Annotated in this window: 12 protein-coding genes; 4 read left to right on the plus strand and 8 right to left on the minus strand. The window is 34.8% G+C overall.

Going from position 1 to position 17,222, the window contains the following annotated elements; all coding sequences use genetic code 11:
* The first annotated feature begins 122 nt into the window (after positions 1-122).
* The gene (katG, locus tag UH7x_RS05840) at positions 123-2,369 is read left to right on the plus strand and encodes a catalase/peroxidase HPI (RefSeq protein WP_482362782.1); all 2,247 of its coding nucleotides are present in this window, start codon (positions 123-125) and stop codon (positions 2,367-2,369) included.
* Between the two features lie 53 nt (positions 2,370-2,422).
* Here the strand turns inward: katG and UH7x_RS05845 are convergent, their stop codons facing one another.
* Positions 2,423-3,793: a DUF5689 domain-containing protein gene (locus UH7x_RS05845; protein WP_482362783.1), complete on the minus strand. Its 1,371-nt coding sequence runs from the start codon at positions 3,791-3,793 to the stop codon at positions 2,423-2,425.
* A 9-nt stretch (positions 3,794-3,802) separates the two neighbouring features.
* Entirely contained in the window at positions 3,803-6,532 is a 2,730-nt protein-coding gene (locus UH7x_RS05850) for a TonB-dependent receptor (RefSeq protein WP_482362784.1), read from the minus strand.
* 118 nt (positions 6,533-6,650) lie between these two features.
* Here UH7x_RS05850 and UH7x_RS05855 point away from each other — a divergent pair, with 118 nt between their 5' ends.
* The gene (locus UH7x_RS05855; RefSeq protein ID WP_482362785.1) at positions 6,651-7,688 is read left to right on the plus strand and encodes an endonuclease/exonuclease/phosphatase family protein; all 1,038 of its coding nucleotides are present in this window, start codon (positions 6,651-6,653) and stop codon (positions 7,686-7,688) included.
* Between the two features lie 415 nt (positions 7,689-8,103).
* On the opposite strand, the gene UH7x_RS05860 is transcribed toward UH7x_RS05855, so the two are convergent.
* On the minus strand, positions 8,104-9,003 hold the full coding sequence (locus UH7x_RS05860) for a hypothetical protein (protein WP_482362786.1): 900 nt from the start codon (positions 9,001-9,003) through the stop codon (positions 8,104-8,106).
* A 364-nt stretch (positions 9,004-9,367) separates the two neighbouring features.
* On the opposite strand from UH7x_RS05860, the gene UH7x_RS05865 reads away from it, so the two are divergent.
* The gene (locus UH7x_RS05865) at positions 9,368-9,628 is read left to right on the plus strand and encodes a hypothetical protein (protein WP_482362787.1); all 261 of its coding nucleotides are present in this window, start codon (positions 9,368-9,370) and stop codon (positions 9,626-9,628) included.
* Positions 9,629-9,697: 69 nt separating this feature from the next.
* Positions 9,698-10,153, plus strand: coding sequence for a DUF4440 domain-containing protein (locus UH7x_RS05870; protein ID WP_482362788.1), 456 nt, complete (start codon positions 9,698-9,700; stop codon positions 10,151-10,153).
* Between the two features lie 40 nt (positions 10,154-10,193).
* Here the strand turns inward: UH7x_RS05870 and UH7x_RS05875 are convergent, their stop codons facing one another.
* From UH7x_RS05875 to UH7x_RS05895, 5 genes are all read right to left on the minus strand, one after another.
* The gene (locus UH7x_RS05875) at positions 10,194-10,814 is read right to left on the minus strand and encodes a 3-keto-disaccharide hydrolase (RefSeq protein ID WP_482362789.1); all 621 of its coding nucleotides are present in this window, start codon (positions 10,812-10,814) and stop codon (positions 10,194-10,196) included.
* Positions 10,815-10,884: 70 nt separating this feature from the next.
* Positions 10,885-11,343: a hypothetical protein gene (locus tag UH7x_RS05880; protein ID WP_482362790.1), complete on the minus strand. Its 459-nt coding sequence runs from the start codon at positions 11,341-11,343 to the stop codon at positions 10,885-10,887.
* Positions 11,344-11,435: 92 nt separating this feature from the next.
* Positions 11,436-14,117: a TonB-dependent receptor gene (locus tag UH7x_RS05885; RefSeq protein ID WP_482362791.1), complete on the minus strand. Its 2,682-nt coding sequence runs from the start codon at positions 14,115-14,117 to the stop codon at positions 11,436-11,438.
* Positions 14,118-14,290: 173 nt separating this feature from the next.
* The gene (gene pgi, locus UH7x_RS05890; protein WP_482362792.1) at positions 14,291-15,928 is read right to left on the minus strand and encodes a glucose-6-phosphate isomerase; all 1,638 of its coding nucleotides are present in this window, start codon (positions 15,926-15,928) and stop codon (positions 14,291-14,293) included.
* The gene (locus tag UH7x_RS05895; RefSeq protein WP_482362793.1) at positions 15,929-17,221 is read right to left on the minus strand and encodes a peptidoglycan DD-metalloendopeptidase family protein; all 1,293 of its coding nucleotides are present in this window, start codon (positions 17,219-17,221) and stop codon (positions 15,929-15,931) included.
* Position 17,222 lies beyond the last annotated feature (1 nt).

Here is a 17,222-nt window from a genome sequence, read left to right on the forward strand (position 1 = left end):
GTATAAAAAACCAGCTATAGATTATATCAATAGCTAGATAGTACAAATCAAGAAAACACCTATAGCTTCTAGCTTACTTTTTTAATATTTTTACAAGAACAGGAATAGAAAAACTACAAATCATGGACAATAACGACAACAAATCACACGGTGAAGCTTTTGACATTAATGACTCAAGTAAGTGCCCTTATTTAGGAGGAACCTTAAAACAAAATGCCGGTGGAGGAACCACCAACCAAGACTGGTGGCCTAATCAATTACGCCTAAATGTACTTCGTCAAAATTCTTCATTGACGAATCCTATGGATGATGATTTCAATTACGCAGAAGAATTCAAGTCTTTAAATTTAGAAACAGTAAAAAACGACATTAAGAAAGCATTGGTTACATCACAAGATTGGTGGCCAGCTGATTACGGTCATTACGGCCCATTTATGATTCGTATGGCATGGCATAGTGCCGGTACATATAGAATTGGTGATGGAAGAGGTGGGGCTGGTTCTGGGTCACAGCGTTTTGCTCCATTAAATAGCTGGCCAGATAATGGAAATTTAGACAAGGCTCGATTATTGTTATGGCCAATTAAGAAAAAATACGGCAAGAAGTTATCATGGGCGGATTTAATGATTTTAACAGGCAATTGTGCCTTAGAATCTATGGGGTTTAAAACTATTGGATTTGCTGGAGGTCGAGAAGATATCTGGCAGCCCGAAGAAGACATCTATTGGGGTTCTGAAACGGAATGGATGGGTAATGAAGACCGTTTTTCTGAAGGCGAATATAAGTTAGAAGCAAATTTGGGAGCTTCACATATGGGACTTATTTATGTAAACCCTGAAGGACCAAATGGATCACCAAATCCACTTGGAACCGCCAAACTATTAAAAGAAACTTTTGGTCGCATGGCGATGAATGATGAAGAAACAGTTGCTTTGGCGGCTGGTGGGCACACATTTGGAAAAGCCCATGGCGCAGCTAACCCAGATGAATATGTAGGTCCTGAACCTGCTGGGGCTTCAATAACAGAGCAAAGTTTAGGTTGGAAAAATTCATTCGGTACTGGAGTTCTAGATGATGCAATAACAAGTGGAATTGAAGGTGCATGGACTCCGAATCCTACAAAATGGGATCATGACTATTTTGATGTTCTATTGGGGTATGACTGGGAGTTAACTAAAAGTCCGGGTGGAGCAAATCAGTATCGACCAACGGCTGAATCCGCTGCGAAAAAAGCACCTCGTGCAGGTGATGCAACAAAAACACAAGATTTAATGATGACGGATGCTGATATGGCCTTAAAGGTGGATCCTGTGTACTTAGAAATCTCTAAACGATTTCATAAAGACCATGCTGCTTTTGAAAAAGCATTTGCAAATGCTTGGTTTAAATTAACACATAGAGATATGGGGCCTTCTGCAAGATATTTAGGTGCAGAAGTACCACAAGAAGAATTTATTTGGCAAGACCCTATTCCTGCAGTTGACTTTGAACTAATTAATGATGCTGATGTTGCCGAATTAAAAAAACGACTATTAGCCTCTGGATTATCTGTTTCTCAATTGGTTTCTACTGCTTGGGCTTCAGCATCTACCTATCGCGATTCTGATAAAAGAGGTGGTGCAAACGGAGCACGTATTCGATTAGAACCTCAAAAAGATTGGAAGGTAAACAACCCTACAGAACTAGCTAAAGTTCTTGAAATTTTAGAAGGAGTACAAAAAGAATTTAATGAAGCACAATCAGGAAACAAAAAAGTTTCATTGGCAGATTTAATTGTTTTGGGAGGTAGTGCCGGAATAGAAGAAGCTGCTAAAAAAGCAGGTAACGAAATTAAAGTTCCATTCACTCCTGGTAGAAACGACGCCTCAGCAGAACAAACAGATGCCTCAGCATTTGCGGCTTTAGAGCCAAATGCTGATGGTTTTAGAAATTATAAGAACCCTGACTTTAAATCACCAGCAGAAGCTATGTTAGTAGATAGAGCTCAATTATTAAAATTAACTGCTCCTGAAATGACTGTTTTAATCGGTGGTCTTCGTGTGCTAGATACAAATTTTGATAAGTCTCGACATGGTGTATTAACAGATCAACGCGAAGTCTTAACTAACGATTTCTTTGTGAACCTTTTAGACTTAAGCGTTAAGTGGGAAGACACGTCAGACGATGAAACAATCTTCGCCGGTCGTGATCGTTCAACTGGTGCTGTAAAATGGACAGGTACACGTGCCGATTTAATCTTTGGATCTAATACCGAATTAAGAGCCTATGCAGAAGTTTATGCAAGTAGTGATTCGCAAGAAAAATTCTTAAAAGATTTTGTTGCTGTTTGGACAAAAGTGATGAATTTAGACCGTTTCGATTTGGTCTAATTTAGAATAACTTTTTATCGAAAGCCGCCTTATTTAAAAAGGCGGCTTTTTTATTAACTAACACCAGGTGTAAAATCATTAGGTGCATTTTGCGGTATTTCTAAGGTACCATTACCTCCAGAATCATTATATATAGTCCATTCTGTCGCATCAAATTTAGCATTCCCATAATCTATATTAGAATTACGAACTGCACGCCCATCTTCAAATTCATGATTTGTATCTGTGCCATCTTCACCTATAACTCCAAAAGAATCTATCACTTTATCAAATGGATCTATCAATTGAAAGTTATCATCACCATTAGAATCAGCTGGGCTGTTATCTCCCGCTTCTAGATTTGGTTCAAATCCATACACCAGTAAAAATTCATCTGCATTTGCAGCAACAATGAATGTACTTTCAGCTAATATTTCAAATCCCGAAAAATCAACACTCGAACCAATTTCTTGGTTCCCGTTTGTATATCTATTTAATTTCCAGCCATTCAAAGAAATGGATTTCAGACTCGAATTATATAATTCCACAAATCTGGAATCAGCATTATTATCAGGGTCAGCCAATTCTGAAATAAAAACTTGTTCCGAAGAAATTTCTTCTTCCAGTCCTTTACAACGTTCTTGACTTAAATCTAAATCATCTGTACTTCTAACAATAAGTTGATAATCATTTTTATCGCGTATAAATACACCTATAATCGATCCCTTTTCAGCAGGAAGTCTATCCTTATAAAAATTAGAATATCCACTATTTAACATTGTAATCTCATTTCCATTACAATCAATAATTATTCGGTCAGTTTCTTCAGAATCATTTGCAAAGGAAAGTCCTATTTCATCTTCAATTATTTGAACATTTTCCAACTTCACCAATGTGTTTATAGGTTGATTTTCCCGATTAGAAATTTCTAATACTTTTGGTTGAATTGTACCCTTATCATCACAAGAAGTGTATATATGTTGATTAACGATTGCAGCCGGAAGTCTTCCAACGGACACATTGCCAAATGAAGTAAAAGCACCTCCAATTTTAAAAACTTCCTTACTCTTACCAAGATATAATCCTTTCAGTTTTATTCTAATTTTACTTCCTATCGGATAAAACAAAAATGAATCTCGTAAATCTATTTCAATTTGAAATCCTTCAGAGGGATTATTTAATTCATCTTGAAAGTGTAAAACTCCAAAAAAATTACCTTCTTGATCCGAAGAAATAACATATCCTTCAATTACTAAATCCTCTTGAATCTGAACAGTCTCATCCATATATAATTTTTTGACTTCACTAAATGTTGTATTTGCCGCAATGTTCGAGGTACAATTACTTTCCAAAACGTCAAAATTTCTACTTTTAACACATGCCGATATTCCAAATAGAATGACTATCGAGATAATACTATTAAACAAAAGATGTTTACTTCTCATTTATTTTTTTCAAAAACTATAGGCCACATTTAAAAAATATGTTCGACCGAAACCATACCAATATTTAGGCGCAAAAGATGGAGTTCCACTTAAGTTATCCTGTTTTAACTGCCCATAATTTCCATTTCTACTTTGCTCATAACCACCCGATTTAAAAACTTGATTAAAAAGATTATTTACACTTGCAAAAACACTAATGTATTTTCCTTTTTTCAACCAAGACTTCCCTCCTACTATATTCAATAGGTAGAAATTTTCTAATGGTTTTTGTTTTAAAAGGGCATTCACATTTTCTTCGGTAGCATCGGAAAACGGCAATCCATTTTCGGGATTAATGTAGAAACTAGAAGTTCTAATAATCGTAGAAATATTTGTATAATTATTGGCCAAATAATTCGTAGTAGCCCCAACCCACCAATACTTAGGGTCTCGATATTCTACACCAAATGCAAAAGCCTCTTGCGGACCCTGAGCTAATCTATAGTTTTTCACCATAGACCTACCCAAATCAATGTTTCCATCAAGATTAATTAAATCGTCTTCGGAACCTGCAGTATCAAAGTTAATTGAGACAAATGGATTGTTAGCGTAGATATATTTACCAATTGCGGACACAAAAGTTAATTTAACAGAAGAGGACAATTGATATTCAAGACCTAATTCGACACCCTTATGTAACTTATCTAAATCGGTTAAAACTTCTTGCACAAAATCTGAACCAACTCCAGCATCGACAAAAAAGAAATTAACATCGGTAGTATTATCAAAACGGGCATAATAAGCGGTAAGCCTACCTGTTAATTTTGGCAAGCGAATAAAATAATTTAAATCGATAGCAGTTACAATTTCTTCTTTCAAATTAGAAACAGTTTGATTATTCTCTCTTGGGTTTATAAATACATTCTGTAAAACAGGAGGGCGATTAGCATATTGGATATTTGTTGAAAGCCAATGTCTCCCATTTAGTTTATATGAGAACCCTCCCTTAACTCCTAGGTTTAAAAAATTTAACCTTTCACTTTTTCCTAACGAATTAGAAGCATACCGTTGATTTTTAAAAAAGCCATCTCTTTGATAATTAGTATTAGAAATGGTTGCCGAAAGAAAAGCATTCCACTTTTGTTTATTATATCTAAACTGCCAAAAAGCATTTAATAGAGAAACATCATAAGCGAAATTATAGTTAAAAATATCATGTGATTTTTTTTGCACATTACCATCTGAATCATTCAAAGTATTCGAAAAAGGGTCTATGTCTTCGTGAAATTTGGACCCCAACAAGTCCTCAATTTTTGCATAGTTCTTAGATTTTAAATTTTTATACGCTATTCCAAAATCAATCTGAACTTTCTCATTCATATTATAATTAGCAGTCGAATTGAAGGAAATTTGCCGATCTTTAACCACATCATCGTACAGTATGTAGGCTGCTTTTTCTTGAGAATTTGCGGTGTATAAGTCTGACCAATCTAATTGGGGATTATCAACAAACCCTTTTTTAGCTTGATTAGCACTAACAAAATTAGCGCCTATAGAACTATTTATATAATAACTGGGCAGGTAGCGATAATAGGTTGGATCTGGGTTTGGCGCATTGTAATACCCTAATCTACTTTTAGCATAATTGCCAAATTGATACGCTACTCCAGTAGTAAGGTTTAGTTTATCTGACTTATAAAAATGATTTAAAATTAGAATTGGCTCCGCAATTTTACGCTCACGAGAATTTCGAATCTTATCATTTTGATTTCCCCAGTATGGATTATACTTATTACCCACTAACTCATAAACTTCTTCGGTGATTGCAGATGATCTTCCTCTTCGGTTACTCGCTAGCATACCTGTAAAATTAATACTGTTGTTTTCATCAAATTGATATTCTATTCCCGTAAAAAATGAAAAAGAATCATACAAAGTTCCATTAATAAAACCTTGTTTAGCCCATCTTCTAGAACCTGAAATAGTGTAGGCTAATCCATTTTTCTTTAGTCCAGAACTATACGTTGTCATCAATCTTCCAGCATATGTTCTATTAGAAAAAGAAGTAGATAGTCGTGTTCCAGGTCTTAATCCAGAAGGTCGCATATCTATATTTGTGTTACCTAAAATACCGCCAAAAGTAAAATCGGAAGGTTGCAATCCGTTGGTAAATTGTTGATTTCGGGTAACATCATTTAATCCGCCCCAATTATTCCATTGTGGCCGACCGTCATATAGCTTATTCATTGAAATACCATTTATCAAAACTTGTCCTTCTTTCGAGTCATACCCTTTTACTCTAAAGAATGCCTGTCCGAAATCGAAAGCAGCTCTATTCAAAAAAACATCTCTTGTTGCTTGCAGCAAAGCAGATGAATTTGAGTCTTCCCCTTCATCAAACAACTCCGAATCAGTTAAGGTTATAAGGTTATCTGTTTGTTCTGATGTGCTATCATCCTCTAAATAAATCACTCCTAAATCCAATACATCTTTTACGACTAAAATTGGAATTCGTTTGCTTACATAGTCCGGCGAAGAAACTAGTAGTAACAAATCTTCAACAGCGTATATTTTCATTTCAAAATCACCAGAAATTGAAGTTTGGTTCAAATTTTTTGTACCAAAAACACTGACATCTATTCCTAATAAAGGTTTTTTCAATCGCTTGCTTAGCACTTTTCCTTTTACAAGAAAAGTGCGCTGAGCTTTCAGCATAAAACAGCCGAAAACCAACAATAGAACGGTGAGAGTCAATCTCATTACAGGTTAGTGTTCTGGTTAGCAAAGACATACAATATATTGATTAACTAGATAAGTTTTAAGAAAATACCTTCAAATTATATAGTTTTTTCGCTATTTTACTTTTTCAACAGATAAAATGAAGTCAAAACTCACCTTTCTTTTTTTAATAATACCGTTTCTTTTTTACCCTCAGAAAGAAAAAAATTATCGCATTAGAACCATAGCTTTTTACAATGTTGAAAACCTTTTTGACACTGAAAATGATACGCTAATTTTTGATGATGATCGCACACCGGAGGGCAAAGACAATTGGACTTTAAATCGATACAACAATAAATTAAAAAATATAGCCAAGGTACTTTCTGAAATTGGGTTAGATGTAACTAATAGTTCTCCAGATATAATTGGTTTAAGCGAAGTTGAAAATAATAAGGTTATAGAAGATTTAGTTAATCATGAATTTCTAAAAAATAAACCTTATGAAATAATTCATTTCGATTCGCCTGATGAACGCGGAATTGATGTTGCCTTGCTATATAAAAAATCGGCCTTCTTACCTACTTCTTTTGAAAGTCATCGTTTACTCCTAATTGATGATGATGGCAACCGAAATTACACAAGAGATCAATTAGTTGTTGGTGGTATTTTAGATGATGAACAAATACATTTTATAGTAAATCATTGGCCGTCGAGAAGTGGTGGGGAAGCAAGGAGTAAACCCAACAGAATGAAAGCTGCAAAACTGAATAAAAGAATTATAGATTCTCTTCAGAGGTTAGATATAAATGCAAAAATTATAAGCATGGGCGATTTAAATGACGACCCAACTGACGATAGTCTAAAGAAGATTTTAAACACAAATGGGAAAACTAAAAACCTTGATAGCACTGCCCTTTTTAACCCAATGGAAAAATTATATAAAAAAGGAAATGGTTCTTTAGCCTACAGAGACAAATGGAATCTTTTTGATCAAATTTATTTCACAGCTAACCTACTAGAATCAGAGAACAAATATCGTTTCTGGAAAGCCAAAATTTTTAATCCGAATTATTTAGTCACCAAAAATGGGCAATACAAGGGCTATCCTTATCGCACCTACGCTGGTGGTAGTTATGCCGGTGGTTACAGCGATCATTTTCCAGTATTTATCTATTTAATTAAGGGAACCAATTAGAGAAAAATTAATATTCTTTCTATCACCTTTTGTAATAAAATTAAACATGTTAGCAAAGTTCAATTTCCGTTGCAACTTATAAATGACATTTTTGCTACACTGTATGACATCCTAGATATCACAGCTCCAAGAATAGATAAATGTTTAGGGCAACAACCAACATATTGACATCTTCAAAGTTGAGAAATAAATCAAATCAATTTAGAGATTATGAGGATTTGTTAACATCATAGAATCTACCTAATTTTATAAAACAATTACTTAAGGATATCGTCGACAAACATCAACTGGTGATTTTTATTCGGCATACAGGGGCGCACTTTTCAAACTTCAAGGAGCTTAAATAGCTACGATAACCTCACGAATCTGAAAAGCTTTTCTCGGAAGCGGCAACACCTAGCCGCCCTATAATGCTCTAGCCAACCGGACCCACTGGCGCATTGCCCGGCGGAGCAAACACCGCATTATCCTGATTTTTTCTTGGCTTCAACAACCGCACCTCTTTCCAAAACCTTACAAACACATTTTGTCCTTCATAAGTACTGGTTCCCGACTCTCGTAGCCGGATTTCTTCTGAAAAACCCGTTCTCAATGAATCGGAAGTAACATGTGCTGTCATAGTTGTATTAAAATAATAGTCATCATTCTCTCCTGGATCTTCATCCCATATATGGTAAGAAATCCGTGGGGCATTAACTGCGGCATCTTCGTCACCGAGATCATAAATATGTTCAAGTTGGCTGCCATTCAATTTAAATCCGGTTGCTGGTAAAAAAGAGACATCATTATCCCATTTTACAAGAAGTGTACCGTCTACAAACATACGGAAGTGCAATTCGGTAACTGATTCCCAAAATGGCTCAAGATCATCATTCAGAATGACTCTTGACGCATAATGGTTCACCTTATATTTGGGCGCAACATTCACCCATTGTTGCCGAAAATCTACATTTCCGTTATATTCATCAACGCGGGCTAATATTAACCTGGGAAACGGCTCCACCACTTCTGGTAAGGCATATTCATGTTCGAACTGATATGTGCCCGGCTCAAGTGGATTGTCGCCCAGTGCATTTCGGTCGACCACCAATGCACCTGGGCGCAGTCGTAAAGTGTCTGCTTGTCCATCACCCCAATCAATTCGAATAAGTCGTGTAGGGGCATCAACCACAATAGTCGCACAGGCAATGACACTGTCTGTCGAGACATAAAAATCAATTATTCGGGGAATCGGCTTCGGTTGTTTTATCGGATCCAAAGCAATTATTATTGGAGCAATTAATTCGGGACTCTTACTTTGTGAATTCGTTTCCATTCTTTTATTTTAAAGATTATTATTTTGGGGAGAGATACATTTTCACCCTTTGAATAGGGGTAAAAGAGTTCATATAAGAGGGAATCTATTAATCAAAGAGATCGTAATTATTTAGAATTTAAACATTTTCCTTATTTATTATCTTAATAATGTATAACTCGCATTACTAATTGTGTATATCGAAAATAATTCGAGAAAAATGGTGTTTTACATTTAGACCAGCGCTATAAATGGTGGTATTTATGTCGGTGGGTACAGCGATTATTTTCCGATGTATATTTATTTAATTAAAGAAGTGAAAAATTAGACTTCCAAATTTAAATACATTTATTAGTAACTTAGTCAAAGGTGAAATTCAATAAATATGGTTCAAAGATTTAGTATTTTTTTACTCATAGCTCTTTCTTATACTAGTTGTGATGATGATTATGATGGTGGAGGCTGCGAAGAAGGTTTCATTAAACAATATGGATCAGACGGCATGGAATGGTGTATTGAAGCCTATGTAGAAGATGAAGTAAAAGAATACAACTCAGGCGAAAGTTATTTTCATAAGGAACATGGCCTAATTACTTTTACAAATGGCATTTGGGTTAACAAGGACAATCAAGTTATAAAACCATAGTCCACTATCTAGCAATTAAAGACAAGCGGCATTTTTTTCTTTAGTTGTATGAAATCAAACAATAAATTAATGATAGCGAAATCTCTTATAATACTGACCTTCTTCTTATTTACATTCGCTAATGTAAGTGCCCAAGAAAATAAAACCTCCATTGAAGAGCACAATAAAATTACCTATTTAATAGCCGATTATGCCAATGCGCGAGAAACCAAAGGTGCGATACTTCTTAAAACTATATTAACCGATGATATAGATCAGCTTGTTTCTTCTGGTGTTTGGAGAAAAAATATTGAAGAATCTATGAAAGGCATGTTGAAGAGCAGTAAAAATAAGCCTGGCACAAGAACATTAAAAGTTGAAAATATTCGTCTTTTAAATAGTGAAAGTGCTATTGTAGATGCTAAATACCAAATAGAAAACGCTGATGACACATGCCGAAAAATGTGGAGCACTTTTATAGTTGTAAAAAAAGAGGAAAATTGGAAGATTGCCGCAATTAGAAACATGCTTCCGGCTAAGCCTTAAAAAAACATCTCTCTTAATTTAAGAGAGATGTTATATATTTTTATAGCTCGGTAAGTTTAATATTTTTCCAACGTACTTTAATTCCACCACCATCATGAATTTGTAGCGCAATACCACCCTCACCTTCACCAATTTTATCATCGGTAATAGTCATCATTTGGGTGCCATTAAGCCAAGAAGTTACTGTAGCTCCGTCTACACGAATTTTCATAGTGTTCCACTCACCCATTTTTAGAGCTTTATCTTTTTCTGGTGCTGGTTTTATTAACCAACCACGACCATATGATTCGTATACCCCACCTGTATCGTGCCCTGGTGGTGCAACCTCAACTTGCCAGCCACTAACTTTAGTACCATCTACAGTAGAACGAATAAACACGCCACTATTACCATTTGCTTCTTGTTTAAAGTCTAATGTTAATTCAAAATTCTTATAGTGTTCGTTGGTGCCAAAATAGCCATAACCTTTATCTGGACCACTTTCACAAACTAACAGACCATCTTCAACATACCACTTCTCTGTACCATAGATTGTCCAACCATCTAAATTAGTGCCATTAAAAAGTTCTTTTTGATGTGTTGAATTCGCTACTGTTTGCGCTTTAGATTTACACGAAACAAATGCCATTGTAAGTGCTAAAAGAAGTATACCTTTTTTCATTAGAAATTATTATGTTATTAAAAATTTGGAATATGTACTCGACTGTTATTATAAAAAATATCTTTTCGATTTAATTGAACCATTGGCCCCATGGTATTCTACTTAACAAGAATATTAAACCTAATCCGTAGAAAATTGCAATGGACTGAAATTTCTTATTGCCTTCGATAAACTTTTTATGTCTAGACCAACCTATTGTAATTAATACAATGGCCAAAATATTTACAAATGGGTGTTCTACGGCTAACAAACGAGATGCGGCATTCATACCTCCCATACCAAGTGTTTTAATAGCGTAAAAGCCCTTTGGAGAAACAAAATAAAGTATAAGACCTGCAACCAACATTAAGTGGCTTAAAATCAAGCCAAAAAGGCTTATTCTAAAATCTCTCTCTGGCGTAAACATTTTATTACTGACAAGACCGATAATTGCATTTGCTACTGCTAAAATTAAGACAGCCAATACAATGTAAGCCAAATAAGAATGTAGTACTAAAAACCATTCGTAAGCGAGTTCAAATTTCTGCATAGTATTCAAAATTAGAGAGCTCTAAAAGTAGTAAATTTTAGGCATAAAAAAACCCGCATTACGGCGGGTTTTTCTATAATTATGTTTAAATATTAAAAATCGTAACGAAGTGTAACATTCCATGTTCTACCCCAACCAAAGAAACCTTGATTAGAAACTGCAATACCTTCATATAAATCTTCACCTGCTTCTGGCAAATTAGCGGTGGTTAATCTTGATAAATACTCAGTATCAAAAACATTGTTAATGTTTCCTCTTATTTTCAATCTTTTTGTTTTATCTGCACCTACTGGTACTTGAAAAGTAAGACCTGCATCTAAAAGATTATAAGATGGCAACTCTAAGTTATCCTTAATAGCTCCAACATCTGAATATAGATTATCATAATATCTCCAATCTGAATCAATTGAAAACTTTGGGCTAATTCTATAAGCAAACCCTAAACCACCTGAAAGTTGTGCAGCTCCACCAACTTTACCACCATCTACATCTTCATTTTCGGTGCTAATTACATTTCGTTCTTCATCGGTAACTTGCGTAACCACTTCACCTTGGTAAATCCAATCTCCAATTGATGCAAAACCATTAATTGTAAAATCTGTGATAGGTCTCAATTTAAAATCTAATTCAATTCCAGAGTGTAATTGAGATGTTCCGAAATTACTTTCAAATGTAATTACATCATCAATAACATCCGAACTTGTAACTACTCGATCTTTCCATGAAGTTCTATATAAGTTTACATTCGCAGAAAATACTGAACTAGTAAAACCATAACCTGCTTCTAAACCAAATATCTTTTCATTTTCAGTTAAAGGATTCACTTGATTAGTGAAATTTAAATAGATATTATCATGGTATGGTTGACGGTTATAGTATCCTGTGTTAAAATAGAAACTGTGCGATTGGTTAGGTTTGTAACTAAAACCAGCTTTAGCATTATATCCAAGATTATTAACTTTTTCAGAATCTACACCATCAGTAATTCCAGCTGGCACAGGTTCATCAGTATTTTGAGATGATGTACCGTTAATTAAATCTTGATCCGCATATTGCCAAAAATCAAATCTTTGGTGAGATTGGTTCGATAACGATCCCTGGAAAAATGCTGATAAATTATCAGTAGCATATTCCAATTGTGTAAACAAGCCTCCATAAGATATACGCTCATCATTACTATATGCTATTTTCTGATCCTCGTCATAAGTACTAAAAGCAGCCTCCCAACCAGATGGTCTAAAACTTTCGGTTGCTGTAGCAATTTTATAAGTACCAAAACCACCATATGTTTCATGATTATTATTTTGATCTCTCAATCTAATATTCTCAGACCATGAAGTTAATCCGTGGTAATCAGAAACAACTCTAAAGTGTTTTCCGTAATAGGTTCTTAAATCGAAACCTACGTTCCATGAAAGGTTTTCAGAAAGCTTTGTCTCTAGATTTGTAATTAGACCATACCAGCTATGTAAGTTCATGGATGCACGAGTAACATAAGCATCTTCATCACCAAAATAAACACCTGCACCATTAGTAACTTGTGAATTTTGTGCATAGATAGCGTCATAATCAATTCTACCATCTTCCGTTCTAATTCTATTTCCACGGTTTCCTGTACCACCACCATTACCCCAAGATGCATAAAGCACAGTAGATAGGTTGGTAGATTCACTCATTTTCCAATCCCAGTTTAGGTTAGCAACAGGTTTATGATAGAAATTTCTTCTTTCTGTCATATATTCTCCATTATACGTGCCCCAGTTACTGTTGTAACGCAAACCATATTCTTGATAATCCGAGATTGACTTTGTAAAATTCTGATCATGAAATTGAGGTGCACCAGTAATTAAGAAGTTAAAACCATGTGTTTCGTTAGGTCTATAACCCAATGAAATAAAGTAAGTTTGCCCTTCACCATAGTTACCTTCATTGTAACCATCTCCTTGCCAATGCGAAAGCATAGCACTTAAGCCCCATCCTTTTTCAGAAACACCAGTATTATATCCAGCAGATGTTTTTAGGTAGTTATCATTTGCAATCGTAGAATATGCAAAACCACCTTGTTGCATTTCTGTGGCTTTAGTAACAAAGTTAACGGTTCCACCGACAGAAGATATTGCCAACTTAGATGAACCCAATCCACGTTGTATTTGAACACCAGATGCGATATCATTTAAACCAGACCAGTTAGACCAGTACATTAAACCATCTTCCATTCCATTTATCGGTTGACCATTCAATAAGAAGGCAGTATTATCTTGATCAAAACCACGCACTCTCATATTTGTATCTCCAAATCCACCCGCTTGTCCAGAAACATATACAGAAGGTGTATTTACCAACGTCATGGTAATATCTTGAGTACCTATTTTCTCTTGTATCAATCTTACAGGAATAGAAGAAACTGCGATAGGCGTTTGTCTGTCATCTGCAAGGTCAATAATACCTGTTCCAATAACAACAACACCTTCTAATTCTTCAGCATCTGGCTCTAAAGTTATTGCCTTTATAGTACCAGGACTAGTAAAAGATATTTTCTTGGTAACAAATCCAATATAAGAAACAACTAAGTTTCCTGTGTTTTTAGAAACTTCAATAGAAAAGTTTCCGTCAAAATCAGTTGAAGTTCCATTCGTGGTTCCTTCAACAACTACACTAGCTCCTGGTAACGGTGTATTTGACTCTCCGTCTATAACAGTTCCAGTAATTGTTCCTTGTGAGAAAGCAACAGTGGTTAATAAAAACGCAACCATTGCGAAGTACATTTTTTTCATTTGTTCTTGTGTTTAGAATTTTTGAATTTGCTGCAAAAGTGACGTTATTTTAGCGTGTCTACATTAAGCGAACGTTAAATTTGCATCTGCAATATTAACACAAAATTGGCAAGAACAATGAACTGGCAGATAATAACTTATGCCATTTAACTAAAAATAAGGAAAATGAATGATTAACTCTTAAAATATTTCAATAACTGCAAAGTAGAGCCGTCATGATCACCAATTTCGGAAGACTCTATTTCATTAAGAATGGTGGTAGCTAGTTGTTTTCCCAATTCAACACCCCATTGATCATAACTAAATATGTTCCAAATAACACCTTGCACAAATATTTTATGCTCGTAAAGTGCAATTAAAGCACCCAAACTTATCGGTGAAAGCTTATCAATTAAAATGGTGTTTGTAGGATTATTCCCCTCAAATACTTTAAATGGTGTAAGAAAATCAATTTCAGTATTAGATAGTTTTTTTGATTCTAATTCTCTTCTAGCTTCAGCTGAAGTTTTACCATTCATTAAAGCCTCGGTCTGTGCAAAGAAATTGGCCATTAATTTATTATGGTGATCTGTATCACCATGTAAAGACTTTTTAAAACCTATAAAGTCCGCAGGAATTAATTTAGTTCCCTGATGTATTAACTGAAAAAACGCATGTTGCGAATTTGTACCTGGTTCGCCCCATATAATAGTACCTGTTTCATATGCTGTTTTATTACCATCACGATCTACACTTTTACCGTTACTCTCCATAATACCTTGTTGTAGGTATGCAGAAAAACGACTTAAATATTGTGTGTAGGGTATAATAGCTTCAGTCTCCGCCTCATAAAAATTATTGTACCACACACTTAAAAGTGCAAGTACAACCGGAATATTATCTTCAAAATCTGCAGTTTTAAAATGCACATCCATTTCGTTAGCACCAGAAAGTAAATCATCAAAGTTTTCAAAACCTACAGATAATGCAATACTCAAACCCACTGCACTCCACAGCGAGAATCGTCCTCCAACCCAATCCCACATTGGGAAAACATTTTCTTCTGAAATACCAAACTCAGCTATTTTTTCTTCATTTGTTGATACTGCAGCAAAATGCTTTGCTATATCATTTAGTGTAGCATGCTCTAAAAACCACTTTTTAATAGTTGTAGCATTGCTTAAAGTTTCTTGGGTAGTAAAAGTTTTTGAAACAATAACAAATAAAGTAGTTTCTGGATCTAATACTTTTATAACCTCATTTACATGATCCCCGTCAACATTGCTAACAAAATGAAGATTTAAATGATTTTTATAGAATTTTAAAGCTTCTACCACCATAGCAGGTCCTAAATCTGAACCTCCAATACCAATGTTTACAACATCTGTAAATGGCTTACCTGTATATCCTTTTTTATCACCAGAAATAACCGCGTTACAAAATTTCTTAATCTGAGATTTTACATTATAAACTTCTGGCATTACGTTTTCTCCTCCTACCAATACCTCATCTGTATCTTTTGCACGTAAAGCAGTATGTAATACTGCACGACCTTCAGTTTGATTTATAGTATCACCACTAAAATATTTTTGGATTGCATCTTTCAAATTAACATCATCTGCCAATTGAAATAACAGATTCATGGTATCATCAGAAATTCTATTTTTAGAATAATCAACCAAAAAATCATTCCACCTCAATGAGAATTTTTGTGCTCTTTGCGCATCTGTAGCGAAAAGGTTCTTGAGATGTTCGTTTTTTGATTCTTCGTAATTAAGCCTAAGTTTTTTCCAGGTTTCTGTAGCGGTAGGATTCGTGTTCTTTAAAGCCATTTATTCTTCGAAGTCAATAGATGTTAATAGGTTCTCTTCAGGCGGATAGATATATTCAATACAATCCAATTGATTTTTCTTGGGAGTAATATACTCAAAATAATCTGGTCTTAACGGCTCTGCCAATGGTTCTGCAAGTGGAAGTTTCTCACGTAAAGGATCAACTTGACGACCATTTTTCCAAAAACGGTAGCAAACATGCGGTCCGCCAGTATTACCTGTCATTCCAATCCAACCGATAACATCGCCTTGTTTTACATGAGCTCCTCTTTTAACTTTCTGCTTTTTCATGTGAAGGTATTGCGTAGAATACGTACCGTTATGACGAATTTTAACGTATTTACCATTACCACCTTTTCTTCTAGATTCAGTAACAATTCCATCTGCAGTGGCCATAATTGGCGTACCAATAGGTGCGGCATAGTCTGTACCACGATGTGGTCTAACTTTATTGCCGTAATATCTAATTCTTCGTTTTAGATTGTAACGTGAGGATATCCTACTAAATTTAACGGGAGCTCTAAGAAAAGTTCTTCTCAAATTATTTGCCTCTTCATCGAAATAATCAGTTAAACTTTTTAAAGAATCATTTTCGTAAGCAAAAGCATAAATAGGTCGACCTTCGTGCTCAAAATAAGCAGCTTCTATAGGTTCTGCTCCTGCATAAATAGTGTCATTAATATATTTCTCTCTATAAATTACTTTAAACTTATCACCTTTTTGTAATCTAAAAAAATCGATTGTCCATGCATATATTTCTGACAAATCGTTGGTAACATTATAATCGATACCTTGATCTAATATTGCTTCAGACAAAGAAGTCTTAATTATACCCGAAGCTTCTCTTTCTACATACTTTACTTCTTTCTTCTCTTTATACGCTTGTACACTGTCTCTTAAATCTATTACAGTATAGTTTATCGGGTCGTTTTGATAAATAAACACCTCAGCAGTTTCTGAAGTGTCTTTAGACTTCAAAATCAAATAAGGTCTACCAACGCGAATTTTACGAACATCAAAAGTATCTTTGAAATTTTCAGATATTTTAGCAATTTTTGGGTAGTCCACTTTGTTTTGCATCATTAATTCTCCGAAACTATCACCACGTTTTACGGTATCGTGTTTTACGGTGAATTGATCGAGATTAAAACCATATTCCTTTTTAATCACTATAGGTTTTAAAGGCTCCTTAACAACGGCTATTTCCTTTTTTGTATCAGTAGTTACCGATTTATCGTCTTTACAAGACAACAAAACAGCAAACAAAAAAACCAGGCCCCACAATTTTCGCATT

The sequence above is a fragment of the Aurantibacter sp. UH7 genome, assembly GCF_056839165.1.

What these genes read in the sequence shown, in the direction of transcription:
- UH7x_RS05855 (WP_482362785.1), top strand. Translation starts at nt 6,651, where the DNA reads ATGAAGTCAAAACTCACCTTTCTTTTTTTAATAATACCGTTTCTTTTT.
- UH7x_RS05850 (WP_482362784.1), bottom strand. Translation starts at nt 6,532, where the DNA reads ATGAGATTGACTCTCACCGTTCTATTGTTGGTTTTCGGCTGTTTTATG.
- UH7x_RS05875 (WP_482362789.1), bottom strand. Translation starts at nt 10,814, where the DNA reads ATGAAAAAAGGTATACTTCTTTTAGCACTTACAATGGCATTTGTTTCG.
- UH7x_RS05870 (WP_482362788.1), top strand. Translation starts at nt 9,698, where the DNA reads ATGATAGCGAAATCTCTTATAATACTGACCTTCTTCTTATTTACATTC.
- UH7x_RS05885 (WP_482362791.1), bottom strand. Translation starts at nt 14,117, where the DNA reads ATGAAAAAAATGTACTTCGCAATGGTTGCGTTTTTATTAACCACTGTT.
- UH7x_RS05895 (WP_482362793.1), bottom strand. Translation starts at nt 17,221, where the DNA reads ATGCGAAAATTGTGGGGCCTGGTTTTTTTGTTTGCTGTTTTGTTGTCT.
- UH7x_RS05860 (WP_482362786.1), bottom strand. Translation starts at nt 9,003, where the DNA reads ATGGAAACGAATTCACAAAGTAAGAGTCCCGAATTAATTGCTCCAATA.
- UH7x_RS05845 (WP_482362783.1), bottom strand. Translation starts at nt 3,793, where the DNA reads ATGAGAAGTAAACATCTTTTGTTTAATAGTATTATCTCGATAGTCATT.
- katG (WP_482362782.1), top strand. Translation starts at nt 123, where the DNA reads ATGGACAATAACGACAACAAATCACACGGTGAAGCTTTTGACATTAAT.
- UH7x_RS05880 (WP_482362790.1), bottom strand. Translation starts at nt 11,343, where the DNA reads ATGCAGAAATTTGAACTCGCTTACGAATGGTTTTTAGTACTACATTCT.
- UH7x_RS05865 (WP_482362787.1), top strand. Translation starts at nt 9,368, where the DNA reads ATGGTTCAAAGATTTAGTATTTTTTTACTCATAGCTCTTTCTTATACT.
- pgi (WP_482362792.1), bottom strand. Translation starts at nt 15,928, where the DNA reads ATGGCTTTAAAGAACACGAATCCTACCGCTACAGAAACCTGGAAAAAA.